This window comes from Micromonospora inaquosa (genome assembly GCF_003857055.1).
GTDB lineage: Bacteria > Actinomycetota > Actinomycetes > Mycobacteriales > Micromonosporaceae > Micromonospora > Micromonospora inaquosa.
In genome coordinates this window covers 13,528-31,855 of the sequence record NZ_QGSZ01000173.1, presented here as the reverse complement: position 1 = coordinate 31,855, position 18,328 = coordinate 13,528, and the positions used below count along the sequence as shown (strand labels likewise).

The following is an 18,328-nucleotide window of genomic DNA, read 5'->3' as shown; positions in this document are numbered from 1 at the left end:
ACCTGACGGCTGGCAACTCACAAGGTGGTACTGGACGACGCGTCCAACCGCGCGTCGTCCAGTCACCTCAGCAATCAGGGTGGACGGATGGACCCGCCCGAATCGAGTACCAGTAGGCGGCTCTCGGCTTGTTAGCATCGGCTATACGTCGCGCAATCGCCCGCACGCAAGCGGCCGGCCATCGCAGTCCTGAGTGCCGAAGTTCGGCACGGGTCAGCCGTGGCCGAACGCTCGTTCGACGCGTTGCCGGAGAGCAGCCTCACCGCCGTCTAGGCACTTGGCGTAGATCCTGAGCAGCACCTCCACTGACTGTCCGGCCCAGTCGGCTACCTGGGTCGGCGGCACTCCCCCGTTTAGCTGTGTCGACACGGCGGCGTGCCGCAGGTCGTACGGGGTGCGTGCCAGCGGGGAGGCGTAGACCTCGGGCGTTAACACGGCGGCGCGTGCCCACCGCCAGACGCGGTTGATCGTGCCCTTGGGTAATTCCTCCTTGTTGCGCTCTCCCACGAACAGCCGACCGTCTGGGCCGTAGCCGAATAGCGCGATGTGGGCATTAATGATTGCGGTTAGTTCGGGTGGGCAGGGAACCGTTCGTGTCTCCCCTCGGGCGCGCTGCTTGAGTTGGCGGCTGTCCCGATTCTTCCCACTGTCGGTCCATTCCCGACCCGCGTGTGGGTTAGCTCCGTCGAGCGTGAATTCTCCCCAGCCCTTCTCCGGTAGGTGAAGGTTCGGCTTTGCGAGGCGAACGGCTTCCTCCGGCCGCATCGCGGCGTAGTAGAGGCAGGCGTAGAAGGCGACCATACGTGGCCCGATTCGCCCTTGCTCCCGCACCCCGTTGAGCAGCGTTCGCAGCTGTACCGGGTTGGCCACCGATCGCCTGTCGATCGTCGTAACTGTTTTCGGCGGCTTCCACTTCAATTGCGGCAGCGGATTTGCTGGAAGTGCCCGCCGTTCCACCGCGTATTCGATTGCGGTGTTGAAAATCTTGCGACGGCGGCTGATGACGCTTGGCGCGGCCGGCGCTCCGTCGAGTCGTACCGTGAGGCCGTTCAGCACCGGCCGTAGCACTTCCGGACGGCTAAGGCTTGCCACGTTGCGGGTGTTGCGCTTCACCCAACCGAGCGCCTTCACTACCTCTTCGGGCACACCCTCGGCGTTGCGGCGCGTGGTGTTGAAGGCCCAGCGGCCCAACGCGTGGCGAAGCAGCTTGGCGTCCGGTCGCCCCTTGCCATTGGTCAACATGAGAACGGTAATCGCTGTTAGCGCTTCGGCGTGGGTACGCCTAGTCGTGGCAGCCACATGCGGCCACTTCATGTCGGGGAAGGAACATGCCAGTTCGTACCACGACATGGTGACTGCCTCGCGCCGCATCGTGATCGGAAGTCCCGAATCGACATCGAATGCTTCACCCTTTCGGGAAGCCGTTACCAGTTCAGAACGGAAACTCTCCGCGAGCGCTTTTGTCTTGAATACCTCTGGAGCACTATCGCCCTCGGGTTGATCAGCGTTACCTGCGGAGCCCTCATGGTCAGCACCGCACAGCGTCAACGACCGCCGGTCGGGTGAGCGTCGACCGTCAGGCGCCGACGTACGCCGCCAAGTGCTCGCCGGTGAGGGTGGAGCGGGCGGCGACGAGGTCGGCGGGTGTGCCCTCGAAGACGATCCGGCCACCGTCGTGGCCGGCGCCGGGGCCGAGGTCGATGATCCAGTCGGCGTGCGCCATGACCGCCTGGTGATGCTCGATGACGATCACCGACTTGCCGGTGTCGACGAGGCGGTCGAGCAGGCCGAGTAGTTGCTCGACGTCGGCGAGGTGCAGACCGGTGGTCGGCTCGTCGAGGACGTAGACGCCGCCCTTTTCGGCCATGTGGGTGGCCAGTTTGAGTCGTTGCCGCTCCCCGCCGGAGAGGGTGGTGAGCGGCTGGCCGAGGCTCAGGTAGCCGAGCCCGACGTCGGCGAGCCGGTCGAGGATGGTGTGCGCTGCGGGCGTACGCGCCTCGCCGGCGCCGAAGAACTTCTCGGCTTCGGTCACCGACATCGCGAGGACCTCGCTGATGTCGCGACCGCCGAAGTGGTATTCCAGCACCGACGCCTGGAACCGCTTGCCCTCGCAGTCCTCGCATGCGGCGGCGACGCCCGCCATCATCCCCAGGTCGGTGTAGATGACGCCGGCACCGTTGCAGCTCGGGCAGGCACCCTCGGAGTTGGCGCTGAACAGCGCCGGCTTCACCCCGTTGGCCTTCGCGAACGCCTTGCGGATCGGGTCGAGCAGCCCGGTGTACGTGGCTGGGTTGCTGCGCCGGGAGCCGCGGATCGCCCCCTGGTCGATCGAGACGACACCCGCGCCGGCCGGGATCGAGGAGTGCACGAGCGAACTCTTGCCGGAGCCGGCGACGCCGGTCACGACGACGAGCATCCCGAGGGGTACGTCGACGTTCACGTCCTGGAGGTTGTTGGCAGTGGCGCCGCGGATCTCCAGCTTGCCGGTGGGCGTCCGCACCGTCTCCTTGAGGGCCGCCCGGTCGTCGAGGTGGCGGCCGGTGATGGTGCCGCTGGCCCGCAGGCCCTGCACTGTGCCCTCGTAACAGACGGTTCCGCCGTCGGTGCCGGCGCCGGGGCCGAGGTCGACGACGTGGTCGGCGATGGCGATGGCCTCCGGCTTGTGCTCCACGACCAGCACGGTGTTGCCCTTGTCGCGCAGTTGGAGCAGCAGCTCGTTCATCCGTTGGATGTCGTGTGGGTGCAGCCCGATCGTCGGCTCGTCGAAGACGTAGGTGACGTCGGTGAGCGAGGAGCCGAGGTGGCGGATCATCTTGGTGCGCTGCGCCTCGCCGCCGGAGAGGGTGCCCGCGGGCCGGTCGAGCGACAGGTAGCCCAGCCCGATCTCCTCGAACGAGTCGAGGAGGTGTTGCAGGCTGGCCAGCAACGGGGCGACCGACGGTTCCTCGATCTCGCGCATCCAGGCGGCCAGGTCACTGATCTGCATCGCGCAGGCGTCGGCGATGTTCTTTCCTTTGATCTTCGACGAGCGGGCCTCCTTGCTGAGCCGGGTGCCGGCACACTCGGGGCAGGTCGTGAAGGTCACCGCGCGCTCCACGAAGGCGCGGATGTGCGGCTGCAACGCGTCGATGTCCTTGGCGAGGAAGGACTTCTGGATCGACGGGATCAGGCCCGCGTACGTCAGGTTGATCCCATCGATTTTGATCTTGGTGGGCTCCCGGTGGAGCAGGTCGTGCAGCTCCCGCTTGCTGAACTTGGCGATCGGCTTGTCGGGGTCGAAGTAGCCGCAGCCCCGGAAGATCCGGCCGTACCAGCCCTCCATGCTGTAGCCCGGGATGGTGATCGCGCCCTCGTTGAGCGAGAGGTTGTCGTCGTAGAGCGCCGACAGGTCGATGTCGGTCACCGCGCCCATGCCCTCGCACCGCGGGCACATGCCGCCGAGACGGTTGAAGGTCGCCTTCTCGGTCTTCGTCTTGCCGGCACCGCGCTCGACGGTGATCGCGCCGGTCGCCTTCACCGAAGGAACATTGAAGGAGTACGCGTTGGGCGGGCCGATGTGTGGCTGCCCGAGCCGGCTGAACAGGATGCGCAGCATCGCGTTGGCGTCGGTGGCGGTGCCGACCGTGGATCGGGAGTTGGCGCCCATCCGCTCCTGGTCCACGATGATCGCCGTGGTCAGGCCATCCAGCAGGTCGACCTCGGGTCGCGCCAGCGTCGGCATGAAGCCCTGCACGAAGGCGCTGTAGGTCTCGTTGATCATCCGCTGCGACTCGGCGGCGATGGTGCCGAACACCAGCGAGCTCTTGCCGGAACCGGAGACCCCGGTGAACACCGTCAGCCGCCGCTTCGGGATCTCGACGCTGACGTCCTTGAGGTTGTTCACCCGCGCGCCCTGCACCCGGATCAGATCGTGACTGTCGGCGACGTGCGGCGCGGACGGCTGTCGGGCCGTGCTCATCGTGACTCCATCTGTCGGGGGCGCAGGACTCAACGCACCTGCTGGATGCGAACCATATTGCCGGCCGGGTCCCGGAACGCACAGTCGCGCACGCCGTACGGCTGCTCGGTCGGCTCCTGGACCACCTCGGCGTCGCTGGCCTCCAGCTTGGCGAAGGTGGCGTCGAGGTCGGTGGTGGCCAGGTTGACGCCGAAGTAGCTGCCCTTGGCCATCAGCTCAATGATGGTCTGCCGCTCATCGTCGGTGATGCCCGGGTTGGCGGCCGGTGGGTGCAGGACAATGGCGGTGCTGGGCTGACCGACCGGCCCGACCGTGATCCACCGCATCCCCTCGTAGCCGACGTCGAGGCGGACCTCGAAGCCGAGGATGTCGCGGTAGAAGACCAGCGAGGCCTCCGGGTCGATGTGCGGAAGGAAACTGGAGTGAATGGTGATGTCCATGCTGGTCACGCTAGTTGCGGCTCGGCCACCGGCGCTTCTCGATTCCTGACCGGTCTGGTCACCTGCTTGGCCACGCACGACGGCAGCCCCGCCGTCGCCTGCGCCGCCTGCCGCCGGTAAACGCTGGGCGGCACGCCGACCAACTCGGTGAAGCGGGTGCTGAAGGTGCCCAGCGACGAGCAACCGACAGCGAAACAGACATCGGTGACGCTCAGGTCGCCACGGCGCAACAGGGCCATCGCCCGCTCGATCCGTCGGGTCATCAGGTAGCTGTATGGAGATTCGCCATAGGCGAGGCGGAACTCGCGGCTGAGGTGCCCGGCCGACATGTGCGCGCCAAGGGCGAGCGCCTCCACGTTCAGCGGCTGCGCGTACTCCCGGTCGATCCGGTCACGGACCCGGCGCAGCCGCGTCAGATCGGCGAGGCGCTGCGTCGCATCGGATTTGCTACTCACCTGCGAAATCGTGCCACAACCCTCCGACAATCGGCCGCTGTCCGGGCGCGGGCGTGCCCGACGAGCCGGTCAGGGGGCCTCGCGGCGGGCGCGGGCCCGGCGCTTACCCTCGTGCATGGCCTGCACACGGGCCACCGGGATGGTCCGGCCCTCGGCGACCAGGTCGGCGGGGAGCGGTTGCGGGGCCGGCATCAGCGCGGCCCACCGGTCGCCGTCGGCGAGCAGCGCCGGCGCGGTCCGGATGGTGAAGTCGGTAGCGGTCACGTCCGGCAGGTCGGCCCAGTCGACCGGGAACGAGACCGGCATCCCGGGGCGCAGCCGGGGGCTGTACGCGGCGGCCACAGTCGCCCCGCCCGCCCGGGTGGCGTCCACGAAGACCCGCCCACCCCGGTCCTCCTTGATGTACGCGGTGGTGGCCAGCGCCGGATCGAGCCGCTCGGCGCGGACGGCGAGTGCCCGGGTGGCGGCGGCCAACTCCTCGGCCGTGGGCTCGTCGGTCACCGGCACGAAGACGTGCACGCCCTTGGCGCCGCTGGTCTTGACGGCGCCGGCCAGACCGGCGTCGGCGAGCGCCTGACGGACCAGCAGGGCCGCGTCGACCGCCGCCCGGAACCCGTCGCCATCCGGCGGGTCGAGGTCGAGGACCAGGTGGGTCGGGCGGTGCAGATCCGCGGCGGTGGCCAGCGTCGGGTGGTACTCGACAGCCCTCTGGTTGGCGAACCAGAGCAGGGTGCGGCGGTCGTCGCAGAGAGCGTACGAGATCTCCCGGTGCGACGCCTCCGCCCAGACCGGTGCCCGGCGGACCCAGTCCGGGGTGTACCGGGGCAGGTTCTTCTGCATGAACGGCGGCTGGCCGGGGCGGACCCTGATCACCGACAGCGGCCGGCCCCGCAGGTGCGGGAGGATCCGATCCCCTACCGCGTCGAGGTAGTCGACCAGGTCACGCTTTGTCGCGTCATCGCGGTCGGACAGCGGCTGGTCCAGGTTGGTCAGGGCCACGCCGTCCCGGGTCTCGTCAGCCTCACTCACCCGACCACCCTCCCGGCCTGGCTGCCGTCGGTCAACCGGACGCGGCGCTTCGGTACGGATCGATTCCGATATCCACCCCGGTCAGGTCCGACGGATCGGCGGCCGACGACGGCAGGGCCGGACGTCGGGGCAGGGCGGCCAGCGCCACACGCTCCATGAAACCCCTCCTTGGTGCACGGTTTGTTACCGAGGTCATGGTCTGTGACCATGAACCGGAGCGGAAGGAGGCACCGTGATGTCCCACCGGAACAGCGATGTGTCCTCGGAGGTCGAGGGCGAGTTCACCTGCGCGGACGGCGGCGTGCCGTTCACCCCGGGGCAGGATCGGGCGTGCACCGTCCGCGAGGTGCTCGACCGGGTCGGCGGCAAGTGGAGCATCGGCATCCTGGTGGCCGCCTCGAACGGGCCGGTGCGTTTCACCGAACTGGAGCGGCACATCGAGGGCATCAGCCGCCGGATGCTCACCCTGACGTTGCGCAACCTGGAACGGGACGGCCTGCTGCACCGCACTGTCTACCCGACCGTCCCACCCAAGGTCGAGTACACCGCCACCCCGATGGCGCTGGAGCTCTACGAGTCGCTGGTCGCGCTGACCAGTTGGGCCGAGCGGCACCGCCGGACCATCGCCGAGGCGCGGACCAGGTACGACGCCCAGCACGCCGGATAAACCCGGCGGGGATGTGGGGAACGCCACCGCCTCAGTCTGACCGATCGGTCAGGGTCTGACCGATCGGTCAGGCATGCTGGTTTGCGGGAGGTGGACCACGCATGGTCAGAGCGGTACCAGACACGCACGGCGAGATCCTCGCCGCAGCGGCGCGACAGTTCACGGTGACCGGCTACCGGGGCACCTCCCTGCAGGACATCGCCCGCGAGGTCGGCTGCTCCAAGGCCACGGTGCTCTACCACTTCGCCAACAAGGAAGCCCTGCTCGCCGAGCTGATGGCCCCCGCGATCGACGTGCTCCGCAGCCTCGACGACCAGCTCAACGGCCTGACCGGAGCGGCCGCCCAGGAGGTCGCCGCACAGGGCTTCGTCGACCTCGCGGTCCGGTTCCGGCGGGAAATCGCGGTACTTCGCGGCGAGTTCCCGGAGCTGCTGTGCCAGCCGGCCTTCGCGCACATCCAGCAGATCTCCGATCGGCTGCGCGACGCGTTGGCCGGGCACTCCGACCGGCCGGGCGCCCGGATCGCCGCGCTGGTGCTGCTCGCCGGCATCTCCGAGGCGTGCGCCGAGTTCGTCGACATCCCCGACGACGAACTGCGCCCCGCCCTGCGCACCCTCGCCCGGCGGGCCGTCGAACCCGTCGACGCACCACTGGCCCATCCACCCACGACCGAGGACAAGGACTCCTGATGGCCACCCTGCTCTACCGGCTCGGCCGGGGCGCGTTGCGCCGGCGACGGCTCGTCGTCGCGCTCTGGCTCGTCGTACTCGTCGTCGCCGGCCTGGCCGCGGCGACCCTGCGCGGCACGACGGCGAGCAACTTCACCATGCCCGGCACCGAGAGCCAGCGCGCACTGGACCTGCTCGCCGACCAGTTCCCCGCGGCCAGCGGCGCCACCGGCACCATCACGGTCAAGGCGCCCGCCGACGGCGACCTGGCCACCCCGCAGGGCCAGGCCGTGGTGCAGGAACTGGTGCAGCAGGCGTCCGCACTGCCCGGCGTGGTCGGCGCGGTCAACCCGTTGCAGGTCGGCGCGGTCTCACCCAACGGCCGGTACGCGCTGGTCCAGGTCCAGTTCGCCACCGGCGGCGACGAGGTGACCGACGCGCAGCGCACCGCGTACGAGGAGGTTGGCGCAGCGGCCGAGGCACAGGGTTGGCAGGTCGCCCCCGGCGGCGAGGTGCTCGGCGGTGAGCCGGAGATCGGCTCCACCGAAGCGCTCGGCGTACTGGTCGCCGCGATCGTCCTGATCATCACGTTCGGCTCCCTGGTCGCCGCCGGCATGACCATGCTCAACGCGCTGATCGGCGTGGGCGCCGGGATGGCCGGCCTGTTCGCGCTGAGCGGCGTCGTCCAGCTCACCAGCACCGCACCGATCCTGGCGCTGATGCTCGGTCTCGCTGTCGGCATCGACTACTCACTCTTCATCACCTCCCGGCACCGGCAGAATCTGCTCGACGGCCTGTCCCCGGAGGAGGCAGTCGGCCGGGCCGTCGGCACCGCCGGCTCGGCAGTGGTCTTCGCTGGTGCCACCGTGGTCATCGCCCTGGCCGGGCTTGCCGTGGTGGACATTCCCTTCCTCACCGTGATGGGTCTGGCCGCCGCCGGCACGGTCACCGTCGCCGTACTCGTCGCCATCACCCTCCAGCCGGCGCTGCTCGGCTTCGCCGGCCGCCGGGTGCTCCCCCGCCGGCTGCGTGCCGTTCCCACCGTCGACGCGGACGAGGACGACACGGACGTCACCGACCGGCCGGCCGCGACGACGACGACCACGACCGAGGACCGCACCCGGTTCGGCTTCCGCTGGGCGCGACTGATCACCCGGTTCCGGGTACCGGTCATCCTGGTCGGCCTGCTCGGCCTGGGGCTGCTCGCGTTGCCCACGCCGGACATGCGGCTGGCCCTGCCGGGCGCCGCGACGGCCGCCGTCGGCTCACCCGCCCGGGTGGCTAACGACCTGACCGTCGAGGGCTTCGGAGCGGGCTTCACCGGCCGGCTCGCGGTGGTGGTCGCCGGTGACACCCCGCAGGCCACCTCGGCCGCCGTGCCGCAGGTGACCGCCCTGCTCCAGCGCACCGAGAACGTCCTCGCGGTGGCGCCGGCCCAGGTCAGCCCGGACGGCCGGACCGCGCTGCTCGGCGTGGTGCCGAAGACCGGCCCGACCGACGAGGCCACCGAGACCCTGGTCCACGACATCCGTGGCGAGGTGGGCGGGATCCGTGACGCGGACGTGCTGCTCACCGGCGTCACCGCCATCGGCATCGACGTCTCAGAGAAGCTCTCCGACGCGCTTCCGATCTACCTGTTGCTGGTGGTCGGGCTCTCGGTGCTGCTGCTGATGCTGGTGTTCCGCTCGCTGCTGGTGCCGATCAAGGCGGCGCTGGGCTTCCTGCTCACCGTCGCCGCCACGTTCGGCATCACGGTGGCCGTCTTCCAGCAGGGACACCTCGCCGACCTGGTCGGCCTGGACACGCCCGGTCCGCTGATCAGCTTCCTGCCGATCCTGCTCATCGGCATCCTGTTCGGGCTCGCCATGGACTACGAGGTGTTCCTGGTGTCCCGGATGCGGGAGGATTTCGTCCACGGTGAGACCGCCCGACAGGCCACCATCAGCGGTATGGGGCACGGCGCACGGGTGGTCACCGCCGCCGCGCTGATCATGATCTCGGTCTTCGGGGGCTTCGTCTTCCTGGAGGACCCGGTGATCAAGTCGATGGGCTTCGCGCTCGCCGTCGGCGTCGCCATCGACGCGTTCGTGGTCCGGATGACCATCGTCCCGGCGGTGATGTCGCTCCTCGGCGACCGCGCCTGGTGGCTGCCCCGCTGGCTCAACCGCGCCCTGCCGAACGTGGACATCGAGGGTGAGGGCCTACGCGCGCACCTCGAAGACCGCACCCCGACGCACGTCTGACCGATCGATGGTGCAGGTGTGGCACCCACCGGGCGCCACACCTGCACTGCGTCAGACGCCCGCCGGATAGGTCTCCATCTCACCGGGGGCCGCTGGCACCGGCAGCGGGTGCAGAGCTGTGGTGTCGTCGCACCAGATGAAGGCGTCGTAGCGTTCGCCGATCCGGGTCGGCACGTAGTTGCCCCAGGACTCGAACGACGGGTCGTAGACCACCCCGATCGCCCGGTGGTCCACGGTGTCGGTGACCCAGCCCGGCTGGTCGTCGCCGCCGAAGATCAGCACGGCCCGCTCCGGCATCAGCTCGTGCAGCCGCCGCTCGATCGACCCCTCCCGAGCCGGCGGCACCACCATCGCCTCGGGCGGCGAACCCCAGCGGGGTGCCGCGATCGCCGTACCCCGGTAACTGCCGAAGCCGATCAGGGCCACCGCGTCCTCGCCGTGCCGCTCCCGAGCCAACTGACCGATGTTCACCATCCCGTCGGCGGCCATGTCGGTGGCCCGTGCGTCCCCGACGTGCGTGTTGTGCGCCCAGACGATGCCCCGGGCGTCCGGGCCGTACCGGTCCAGCAGCCGGTCCAGGGTGTCCTGCATGTGGGTGTCGCGGATGTTCCACGAGTCCGGCCCGCCGGCCACCATTGCCCGGTAGTAGCGCTCCGCACCGGCCACCACCTCCGCGTTCTGCCAGGCCGAGAAGCTGTCCGGGCCGTCGGAGAGGGCGTGTTCGCGGGTCCGGGCGAGCAACCGGACGACCTCCTCCTCGCAGCGCGCGGAGACGAACCGGCTGGCTGCGCCGTACTCCTCGACCCGCTTGCCGTACGGCTCGAAACACCGGTACGCGTCCTGCGCCGCCTCCAGCGACTTCGGGTCCTCCTCCCCCAGGTAGTCGAAGATCGCCTGCATCGACTCCCAGAGGCTGTACACGTCGAGCCCGTGGAACCCGGCCCGTTGCTCCTCGGGCCGCTCGACGTTCCAGGCTCGCAGCCAGCTGGCGAACCGGGCCACCTCGGCATTGGCCCACATCCAGGTCGGCCATCGCTCGAACTCAGCGAGCGCGAGCTGCGGTTCGAGCGCGCCACCCGGCGCGGCCGTCACCGACCGGTGCACCCGGTCACAGTCGGGCCAGTCACCCTCCACGGCGACGAAGGAGAAGCCACACTCCGCGATCAGGCGGCGGGTGAGCTGCTCACGCAACCGGTAGTAGTCGTAACTGCCGTGGGTGGATTCACCGATCATCACCACCCGCGCGTTCCGGACGCGCTCCAGCAACGGGTCGAAATCGCTCGGCGCGCCGAGCCGCTGAACCAGCATGCCAGCGGCTACCCGGCCGCCACTGCGGCAAACCGTCGGCGCGTCGCGGGCCGACACGCCGGCCGCCGGGCCGTCGTGGGTGCCGACCAGGCCGGTGTACGGCCACCACGAGCGGGTAGCCGGCCGACATGACCGTCACCGGGGTGCAGTTGCAGGAGTACCTGGCCGGGCTCGACTACCCGGTCTCGCGGGAGGACCTGATCCGCTGGGGTCAGGAGAACGGGGCCAGCACGGCGATGTTGCAGATGTTGCAGGCGTTGCCGGCGGAGCAGTTCGACTCACCGGACGAGCTGAGCGCCGCCCTGTCCACCCGCACCTGACCCACCCCAGACAGAGTGGTTAGGGAATGGTGATGGTGCGGGCTTCGCTGCGGGCGGTTTCGGCGGCGGCGAGGATGCCGACCACCTCACGGCCGAACCGGACGTCGCAGCGGTGGTCCCGGGTGCCGGCCCGCACCTGCTCGACGAGCTGGTCGATGGCGACACCGAACGCGGTGGCGGGGTCGTTCTCACCGGACGGGACGTTCTCGACGCCGTTCTCGCCGTAGAACACGAACTCCCGGGCCATCGACTCGGTCGGGGCGTCCAGGGAGAGCGAGGCGCTGCTGGTGGCACCACCCTCGTGGGTGAGCAGCAGGTGCACCATCCCGCTCGGTCCGTCCATCGCCGCCACCTGCGTCACCCGTCCCAGCACCGGCAGGAGGATCGAGAGGGCGTGCGGGGCGATGTCCCAGAGCGCCCCGTGCTCCCGACGCCACAACGAGCCGCCGTAGGGGCTGCCGTCCTGGAAGATCGAGGCGAACGCGGTGGTCCGGCCGTGCTGCCAGCCCCCGACGGCGGCGGTCGCGGCGAGGAACGCTGTCACGTTCGGCTGGAACCGCTGGGTGAAGAAGACGACCGAGGCGACCCCGGACTCCTCGGCGGCGGCCACGACACGGTCGGCGTCGGCCACGCTGAGCGCCAGCGGCTTGTCCAGCAGCAGGTGCCGACCGGCGCGGGCCGCCCGGACCGCGATGTCGGCCTGGATGTCCGGCGGCAGGGCGACGGCGATCGCCTCGCACTGCTCGATCAGCGCGTCGACGTCGGCGTAGGCGGGCACCCCGTACCGCTCGGCCAGCGCGGAGGCCCGCTCCGGGTTGCGGCCCCACACCCCGACCAACTCCGCGTCGGGATGTGCGTGCAGCGCCTTCCCGTGCGTCTCGATCGCCCAGTGACCGGTGCCGAACAAACCGAACCGCAGCACGTGTACCTCCGCTGTTTCCCCGCACCGCGGCAACGCCACGGACGTGATCCACGCTAGTCGCCCCGGCGGCCCTGACGGCGGCGGGTTCCACCAATCGAAGCAGCTCACCCTCGTTTCCGGGTCGCGGTCGAGCCACCGACGGCACACGTCGGTGTGCTCCGGTCCGCTCGCGGCCTTCCGGCGTCGCTCCCGCCAACGTCGGGTCCGATTGCCGCCAGACACCCCCGCGTGCGGCGCGGCAGTCTCGACCACATGCGAACAACGAATCCAGCGATGGCCAGCGGCGCCGTGACGTTTGAACACTGGTACGACTTCGCCGAGGGCGGCCCCGTTCACCGCGCCCTGCTGCCGTTTCCGTCGACGGCGCCCGCGCCGTTCGAGGTCGCTCGCTGGTCGGTGGCTCCGAACACGTCAAACGACCTCGATGTCCATCGGTCCCGCGAGGTGTGGATCATCGTTTCCGGAACCGGAAGCTTGATGTTCGCCGACCAGACGGCGGTGCTGGGGGCCGGGGACGTGGCGGCGTTCGAGAGCAGGGTGCCGCACCAGATTCGCAACGACGGACCAGACCCGCTCCTGGCCATCTCCGTCTACTGGCTGCCAGTGGACGACTGACGCCCACCTCGACAGGCGCGCGTCACACGCGGAGAGGCAGAACACCCGCTTACTACGACGGTTAGTAGGCTGTGCCGGTGACCGAGGCAACGACCGGGTGTGCCCGGTGAGCAGCGTGGGCACCGACTCGCCGGTGGACGGGATCGTCGCGACCGTACCGATCGTGCTGTCGCTGCTCGTCGCGGCGTGGGCGCTGGTGGCGGCGGTACGCCACCGGCCGCCGGACCGGGTGCAGTTCGTCGGTCTGGCCGTACTCGAAGTGGCGTTGCTGGTGTTGAGCGTGCTGGCGCTCGTCGCGGTCGGCGGCGGGGATCGGCCCGGCGAGCCCGGTGCCTTCTTCGGCTACCTGGTCACGCTGGTGTGCCTGCCGCCACTGGCCTGGGTGCTGGCCCGGATGGAACCAACCCGCTGGGGCTCGGCGATCGTGTGCGCGGTCTGCCTGGTGACCCCGGTGGTGGTGGTCCGGTTGCAGCAGACCTGGGAGGTGCTCGGTGGTTGAGGCGGGGCCGGCCCCACGACGTACGAACTCCGGCCCGGGTCGGCTGCTGATCGCGGTCTACCTGCTCTTCGCCATCGCGGCGACGAGCCGGGCGGGGCTTCAGATCGCCACCAAGTTCGACGAGGCACCGGTGGCGTACCTGCTCTCCGGGGTGGCCGCGCTCATCTACATCGTGGCGGCGGTGGGGTTGGCCCGCGCCGGGCACACCGGCCGACGGGTCGCGCTGGCGTGCTGCTCCGTGGAGCTGGTCGGGGTGGTCGCCGTCGGCGTCCTGAGCCTGGTCGACAAGGAGCTGTTCCCGGACGAGACGGTCTGGTCGGGGTTCGGTAGCGGGTACGGCTACATCCCGCTGGTGTTGCCGGTGCTCGGGCTGATCTGGCTCTGGCGCACCCGCCGCGCACCCGCCTGACCCGCCGCACGCCCCGCCCGACCGCCGCGCGCCCACCGCACTCGGCGCAGACCCGGCGACGAGGGCGTCCCGGCCAGCAGTGCGCCCTCGTCGCCGAGTACGGGTCAGTCCCTGGGGCCGCCCGCGACGTAGATGACCTGACCGGAGACGAAGCCGGCACCCTCGCTCGCCAGGAACGAGATGGTGTGCGCGACGTCCTCCGGCCGGCCTGGGCGACGGACCGGGATCTCGGCGGCGGCGTGCTTCTGGAAGTCGTCGAAGTCGACCTTCATCCGGGCGGCGGTGGCGGCCGTCATGTCGGTGACGATGAAGCCGGGTGCGACCGCGTTCACTGTCACTCCGAACGGACCCAGCTCGATGGCGAGGGTCTTGGTGAAGCCCTGCAAACCGGCCTTGGCGGCGGCGTAGTTCGCCTGGCCCCGGTTGCCCAGCGCGGAGGTGCTGGAGAGGTTGACGATCCGCCCCCACTTGCGGTCCACCATGTGCTTCTGGGCGGCCTGGCTGAACAGGAACGCGCCGCGCAGGTGCACCCCCATGACCGTGTCCCAGTCGGCGTTGGTCATCTTGAACAGCAGGTTGTCGCGGAGCACGCCGGCGTTGTTGACCAGCACGGTGGGCGCGCCCAGCTCGGCGGCGACCCGGCTCACCGCCGCCTCGACCTGGTCCCGGTCGGACACGTCGGCGCCCACTCCGAGCGCCCGGCCGCCGGCGGCGGCGATGGCGTCCACAGTCTCCTTGGTGGCCGTCTCCTCGATGTCGACCACGGCGACTGCCATTCCGTCGGCGGCCAGCCGCCGGGCGGTGGCCGCGCCGATGCCGCGTGCGGCTCCGGTGACGATGGCGACGCGGAGCTCCTCCGACATGATTACCTCCGGGTAACTTGGGGTCGATCGAAGGAGCTTAACCTTCCACTGCTAGTTATCGGTGATGACCATGGCCAAATCCACAGGGTATGTACTAGATGATCTTCCGCGCGTAGCGTCGCGACCGCTGTCACCCGACAGTGGACAGACGAGGCAAGGAACGACATCACGTGACATTCTCGCGTACCCGTGGAGCCTGGCTCGCCGCCGTGGTCTCCGCGGCCCTCGCGGCGACCGGTGGATCACCCGCCCTGGCCGCCGCCCCGGGAGCCCCGGCCGATCCCGGTGCCACCGCCGCCCCCGCGACCAGCCTTCCCACAGCACCCGGCACCCACTCGGTCACCCTGATCACCGGTGACACTGTCACCACCCGCCAGAGCGGCAACGGCGGCACCCTCGACGTACGGCGTCCCGACGGCTCCTCGACACCGGTACGGGTGGTCGAGGCCGGCGACGACCTCTACGTCTACCCGCAGTCGGTGCTCCCCTACGTGGCCGCGAAAACCCTGGACAAGCGACTGTTCAACGTCAACCGGTTGATCGCCGACGGGTATGACGACGAGCGGGTGGACCACCTTCCGCTCATCGTGTCGTACGACCCAGGGGCAGCCGGCCTACGGGCCGGCGCCGCACCCACCGGCGCGACCCGCACCCGTACGTTGAGCAGCATCTCGGGTGTCGCGCTGAGCGAGGACCGCGACCGGGCCGGCGAGTTCTGGGCCGCGATCACGGCCGCCTCCACCGCCAAGGCGACCGCCGCGACCGGCGGCAAGGGACGCTTCTCCGGCGGGATCGCCAAGATCTGGCTGGACGGGCGGGTACACGCCGACCTGGCCGACACCACAGCGCAGATCGGCGCTCCCGCGGTCTGGGCCGGCGGCGACACCGGCGCGGGTGTGCGGGTTGCCGTGCTGGACACCGGCATCGACGCGGCCCACCCGGACCTGACCAACCAGATCAGCGCGTCCGCCGTGTTCGTGCCGGGCGAGGAGATCACCGACCGGGTCGGGCACGGCACCCACGTTGCCTCCACCATCGCCGGCACCGGCGCCGCCTCCGGCGGCCGCGAGAAGGGCGTCGCCCCCGATGCCCAGCTCGCCGTTGGCAAGGTGCTCAGCGACGACGGATACGGAATGGACTCCTGGATCCTCGCTGGCATGGAGTGGGCGGCCCGGGAGGCCGACGCCAGCGTCGTCAACATGAGCCTGGGCTCCAACCAGCCCAGCGACGGAACCGACCCGTTGAGCCAGGCGGTCAACACGCTCAGTGCGGAGACCGGCGCGCTGTTCGTCATCTCCGCCGGCAACGCCGGCCTGCCGGGCAGCGTCAGTGCGCCGGGCGCGGCGGACGCGGCGTTGACAGTCGGTGCGGTCGACGGTGACGACCAGCTCGCCGCGTTCTCCAGCCGGGGCCCCAGGATCAGCGACGAGGCCATCAAGCCGGAGCTGACCGCGCCCGGCGTCGGGGTGCTCGCGGCCCGCTCCCAGTACGCGCCCGGCGAGGGCTCGTACCAGAGCATGGACGGCACCTCGATGGCCGCGCCGCACGTGGCCGGCGCTGCCGCCCTGCTCGCCGCGAAACACCCGGACTGGACGGGTCAGCAACTCAAGGACGCCCTGGTCAGCACGACCAAGGCCACCGGGCAGTACGACGCCTTCCAGGCCGGCACCGGCCGGGTCGACGTCGCGGCCGCGGTCCGCGCCCCGGTCATCGCCACCGGCACCATCTCCACCAGCGTGGGTTCCGACACCGCGAAGGCGGGCGGCAGCACGCACCCGGTGACGTACACCAACACCACCGGTCAGCCCATCACGCTGGGCCTGGCGGTGGACGCGCCGAGCGCGCCAGCCGGACTGTTCAGCGTGTCCGCGCCGCAGCTGACAGTGCCCGCGAACGGCACCGCCACTGTCACGTTGACCACGGACACCACCCGGGCCGGCGCCGGCAGCCGGTACACCGGTCAGGTCATCGCCACCGGCGGGCCGGATCGGGCCGTGCTGGCCCGCACCGCCATCGGGGTTGGCACGTTCAGCCCGTACCACCACCTTCGCCTGGAGATGACCGACCGGGCCGGCAAGCCCGCCGGCGGCATCATCGAGCTGGGCCAGCCGGGCAGTTACGACCTCAGCTTCGTCGAGACCGACGCGGACGGCACAGCGCAGCTCTACCTGCCCGAAGGCGTCTACTCGGCGATGAGCTTCCTGAACGTCACCGGCAGCCACGGCCCGAACTCACTCGGCCTGGCGCTGCTCGGCAACCCCGACATCGACCTGCGCCAGGACACCACGGTTCGGCTGGACGGAAAGGCGGCCCGCCGGGTCGAGTCGACGGTGCCGCAGCAGACCGCCGACACCTTCACCCGGCTGGACTACTACCGGTCCCAGGGCGAGGGCCGCTGGCGCTCGTTCATCGCCGGCGGCGTGTTCTACGACAGCTTCTGGGCGCAGCCCACCAGCAGGGACGTGCGGCACGGCGACTTCTACCTCGGCGCCCGGTGGCGCAAGGAGCAGCCGGTGCTGAGCGTCGGCACCAAGAAGGTGAACTTCGACGACGTGGTCCGCCAGCAGGGCACCACCCAGCTGCCGAAGGGCCGCTCGACGCTGCCGGCGGTCTACGCGGGCGACGGTGCGCCGGGCGACTACGCCAAGCTGAACGCCCGGGGCAAGGCCGTCGTGGTCCGGCACAACCTGGATGTCGGTGACGCCGAGCAGGCCGCCGCGGCGACCGCCGCCGGGGCGAAGCTGATGCTGGTGGTCAACGACTTCCCGTGGCGCGAGGTGCGCGACTACTCGATCGACTTCTTCACACCCACCCCGATCGAGGTGGCGATGCTCAGCACCGACGAGGGCGAGGCGTTGATCCAGCAGATTCAGCGCGGGTCCACCGAGGTCGAGGTGGTCTCACAGCCGATCGCCGACTACGTGTACGACCTGGTCCAGGCGTACCACAACCGGATCCCGCAGGGCCTGAGCCGGGCCGAGACTCCGAGGACGCTGGCCCGGGTAGACGTCGGCTTCAATGTCCCGACGCCGCAGACCCGGGGCGGCGAGTTCCGGTACGACTGGCCGTCGTACAACAACTGGGGCATCGGCCAGACCAGCAACCGGCCGCTCGCCGCGGTCCGTACCGACTGGGTGTCCACCGGCGACCTGTACACCTGGGGTCAGGAGGCGTACCTCGACGGCGGCACCTACCAGATCGACCCCCGGACCAGCTACCGCGCCGGCAGCAAGAACGAGGAGCAGTTCTTCGAGCCGATCGAACGGCCGCACCTGAACAACAACTTCACGCTGCCCACCCGCTCCGGCGACACCCTCAAGCTGGACGTGCCCGGTTGGGGCGCGGCCGACCACGTCGGCATGGCCATGAACGGCGCCGGGCAGACCAACAAGCTCTACCAGGGCCGGACGCTGCTCGCCGAAAGCACCAGCACGTGGATCAGCGGCACCGCGCCGAACGCCGGCGACCTGCCGTACCGGTTGGTGGTGGGGACCACCCAGGACCCGACCGGCGGCCCGTACTCCACCAGTACCACCACCGAGTGGACGTTCCGGTCGAAGGCGCCGGCCGCCGGGGTGGAGTCCGCGGTGCTCCCGCTGCTCCAGCTCGACTACGCGGTCGACACCGACGCCGCCGGCACCGCGAAGGCACACACCGACCTGACCGTGTCCGCCGACCACCTGCCCGGCGCCACCGGGTGCGGCACCATCCGGCCGGTCACTCTGGAGATCTCGTACGACGACGGCGCGCACTGGCAGAAGCAGTCGCTGAGCCGTTCGAAGGACGGTTCGTGGACGACGAAGCTGGGCGCGCCGAAGGGCGCCACGTTCGTGTCGCTGCGCGCCAGCGCCACGGACAGCTCAGGCAACTCGATCAACCAGACCGTGCTGCGCGCGTTCGGCGTGCGCTGATCGTCCTGCCCTGATCGCGTG

17 protein-coding genes are annotated in these 18,328 nt (G+C 70.2%); 8 read left to right on the top strand and 9 right to left on the bottom strand.

The annotated features are described in order from the left end of the window. Nucleotides 1–213: 213 nt before the first annotated feature. The 6 genes from DLJ59_RS09315 to DLJ59_RS37865 form a co-directional block, all read right to left on the bottom strand. Entirely contained in the window at nt 214–1,548 is a 1,335-nt protein-coding gene (locus DLJ59_RS09315; protein ID WP_208648612.1) for a tyrosine-type recombinase/integrase, read from the bottom strand. A 28-nt stretch (nt 1,549–1,576) separates the two neighbouring features. After that, nucleotides 1,577–3,958: an ATP-binding cassette domain-containing protein gene (locus DLJ59_RS09310; protein ID WP_124772097.1), complete on the bottom strand. Its 2,382-nt coding sequence runs from the start codon at nt 3,956–3,958 to the stop codon at nt 1,577–1,579. 29 nt (nt 3,959–3,987) lie between these two features. Then, nucleotides 3,988–4,398, bottom strand: coding sequence for a VOC family protein (locus tag DLJ59_RS09305; protein ID WP_124772096.1), 411 nt, complete (start codon nt 4,396–4,398; stop codon nt 3,988–3,990). A gap of 5 nt (nt 4,399–4,403) precedes the next feature. Then, complete coding sequence (locus DLJ59_RS09300; protein WP_124772095.1) at nt 4,404–4,853, bottom strand: helix-turn-helix transcriptional regulator; 450 nt, start codon at nt 4,851–4,853, stop codon at nt 4,404–4,406. Nucleotides 4,854–4,922: 69 nt separating this feature from the next. Then, nucleotides 4,923–5,882 (bottom strand): DNA polymerase domain-containing protein, encoded by a 960-nt coding sequence (locus DLJ59_RS09295; RefSeq protein WP_124772094.1) that lies wholly within the window; start codon nt 5,880–5,882, stop codon nt 4,923–4,925. Between the two features lie 31 nt (nt 5,883–5,913). Beyond that, nucleotides 5,914–6,039, bottom strand: a complete 126-nt coding sequence (locus DLJ59_RS37865; protein ID WP_279635736.1) for a hypothetical protein — start codon at nt 6,037–6,039, stop codon at nt 5,914–5,916. A gap of 75 nt (nt 6,040–6,114) precedes the next feature. Here DLJ59_RS37865 and DLJ59_RS09285 point away from each other — a divergent pair, with 75 nt between their 5' ends. From DLJ59_RS09285 to DLJ59_RS09275, 3 genes are all read left to right on the top strand, one after another. Beyond that, nucleotides 6,115–6,549 (top strand): winged helix-turn-helix transcriptional regulator, encoded by a 435-nt coding sequence (locus DLJ59_RS09285; protein WP_244235921.1) that lies wholly within the window; start codon nt 6,115–6,117, stop codon nt 6,547–6,549. A 101-nt stretch (nt 6,550–6,650) separates the two neighbouring features. Further along, nucleotides 6,651–7,238 carry a TetR/AcrR family transcriptional regulator gene (locus tag DLJ59_RS09280; RefSeq protein WP_124772092.1) on the top strand — a complete coding sequence of 196 codons (588 nt, stop codon included), beginning with the start codon at nt 6,651–6,653 and terminating at the stop codon, nt 7,236–7,238. After that, nucleotides 7,238–9,460, top strand: coding sequence for an MMPL family transporter (locus tag DLJ59_RS09275; RefSeq protein WP_124772091.1), 2,223 nt, complete (start codon nt 7,238–7,240; stop codon nt 9,458–9,460). The genes DLJ59_RS09280 and DLJ59_RS09275 overlap by 1 nt, the downstream gene beginning before the upstream one ends. Before the next feature lie 51 nt (nt 9,461–9,511). On the opposite strand, the gene DLJ59_RS09270 is transcribed toward DLJ59_RS09275, so the two are convergent. Then, nucleotides 9,512–10,768 carry an erythromycin esterase family protein gene (locus DLJ59_RS09270; protein ID WP_124772090.1) on the bottom strand — a complete coding sequence of 419 codons (1,257 nt, stop codon included), beginning with the start codon at nt 10,766–10,768 and terminating at the stop codon, nt 9,512–9,514. A gap of 128 nt (nt 10,769–10,896) precedes the next feature. Here DLJ59_RS09270 and DLJ59_RS09265 point away from each other — a divergent pair, with 128 nt between their 5' ends. Further along, entirely contained in the window at nt 10,897–11,088 is a 192-nt protein-coding gene (locus tag DLJ59_RS09265; protein WP_124772089.1) for a DUF2795 domain-containing protein, read from the top strand. 19 nt (nt 11,089–11,107) lie between these two features. Here the strand turns inward: DLJ59_RS09265 and DLJ59_RS09260 are convergent, their stop codons facing one another. Continuing rightward, nucleotides 11,108–12,010: a Gfo/Idh/MocA family protein gene (locus DLJ59_RS09260; protein WP_167493833.1), complete on the bottom strand. Its 903-nt coding sequence runs from the start codon at nt 12,008–12,010 to the stop codon at nt 11,108–11,110. Nucleotides 12,011–12,283: 273 nt separating this feature from the next. Here DLJ59_RS09260 and DLJ59_RS09255 point away from each other — a divergent pair, with 273 nt between their 5' ends. From DLJ59_RS09255 to DLJ59_RS09245, 3 genes are all read left to right on the top strand, one after another. Continuing rightward, entirely contained in the window at nt 12,284–12,625 is a 342-nt protein-coding gene (locus tag DLJ59_RS09255; protein WP_158630810.1) for a cupin domain-containing protein, read from the top strand. 106 nt (nt 12,626–12,731) lie between these two features. After that, complete coding sequence (locus DLJ59_RS09250) at nt 12,732–13,124, top strand: hypothetical protein (protein ID WP_208648611.1); 393 nt, start codon at nt 12,732–12,734, stop codon at nt 13,122–13,124. Next, nucleotides 13,117–13,533 (top strand): hypothetical protein, encoded by a 417-nt coding sequence (locus tag DLJ59_RS09245; RefSeq protein WP_124772086.1) that lies wholly within the window; start codon nt 13,117–13,119, stop codon nt 13,531–13,533. The genes DLJ59_RS09250 and DLJ59_RS09245 overlap by 8 nt, the downstream gene beginning before the upstream one ends. Before the next feature lie 104 nt (nt 13,534–13,637). Here the strand turns inward: DLJ59_RS09245 and fabG are convergent, their stop codons facing one another. Beyond that, nucleotides 13,638–14,396 (bottom strand): 3-oxoacyl-ACP reductase FabG, encoded by a 759-nt coding sequence (gene fabG, locus DLJ59_RS09240; protein WP_124772085.1) that lies wholly within the window; start codon nt 14,394–14,396, stop codon nt 13,638–13,640. A gap of 170 nt (nt 14,397–14,566) precedes the next feature. On the opposite strand from fabG, the gene DLJ59_RS09235 reads away from it, so the two are divergent. Beyond that, on the top strand, nt 14,567–18,307 hold the full coding sequence (locus tag DLJ59_RS09235; protein WP_208648610.1) for a S8 family serine peptidase: 3,741 nt from the start codon (nt 14,567–14,569) through the stop codon (nt 18,305–18,307). Nucleotides 18,308–18,328: the final 21 nt, after the last annotated feature.

What these genes read in the sequence shown, in the direction of transcription:
- DLJ59_RS09310 (WP_124772097.1), bottom strand. Translation starts at nt 3,958, where the DNA reads ATGAGCACGGCCCGACAGCCGTCCGCGCCGCACGTCGCCGACAGTCAC.
- DLJ59_RS09305 (WP_124772096.1), bottom strand. Translation starts at nt 4,398, where the DNA reads ATGGACATCACCATTCACTCCAGTTTCCTTCCGCACATCGACCCGGAG.
- DLJ59_RS37865 (WP_279635736.1), bottom strand. Translation starts at nt 6,039, where the DNA reads ATGGAGCGTGTGGCGCTGGCCGCCCTGCCCCGACGTCCGGCCCTGCCG.
- DLJ59_RS09280 (WP_124772092.1), top strand. Translation starts at nt 6,651, where the DNA reads ATGGTCAGAGCGGTACCAGACACGCACGGCGAGATCCTCGCCGCAGCG.
- DLJ59_RS09275 (WP_124772091.1), top strand. Translation starts at nt 7,238, where the DNA reads ATGGCCACCCTGCTCTACCGGCTCGGCCGGGGCGCGTTGCGCCGGCGA.
- DLJ59_RS09270 (WP_124772090.1), bottom strand. Translation starts at nt 10,768, where the DNA reads ATGCTGGTTCAGCGGCTCGGCGCGCCGAGCGATTTCGACCCGTTGCTG.
- DLJ59_RS09265 (WP_124772089.1), top strand. Translation starts at nt 10,897, where the DNA reads ATGACCGTCACCGGGGTGCAGTTGCAGGAGTACCTGGCCGGGCTCGAC.
- DLJ59_RS09255 (WP_158630810.1), top strand. Translation starts at nt 12,284, where the DNA reads ATGGCCAGCGGCGCCGTGACGTTTGAACACTGGTACGACTTCGCCGAG.
- fabG (WP_124772085.1), bottom strand. Translation starts at nt 14,396, where the DNA reads ATGTCGGAGGAGCTCCGCGTCGCCATCGTCACCGGAGCCGCACGCGGC.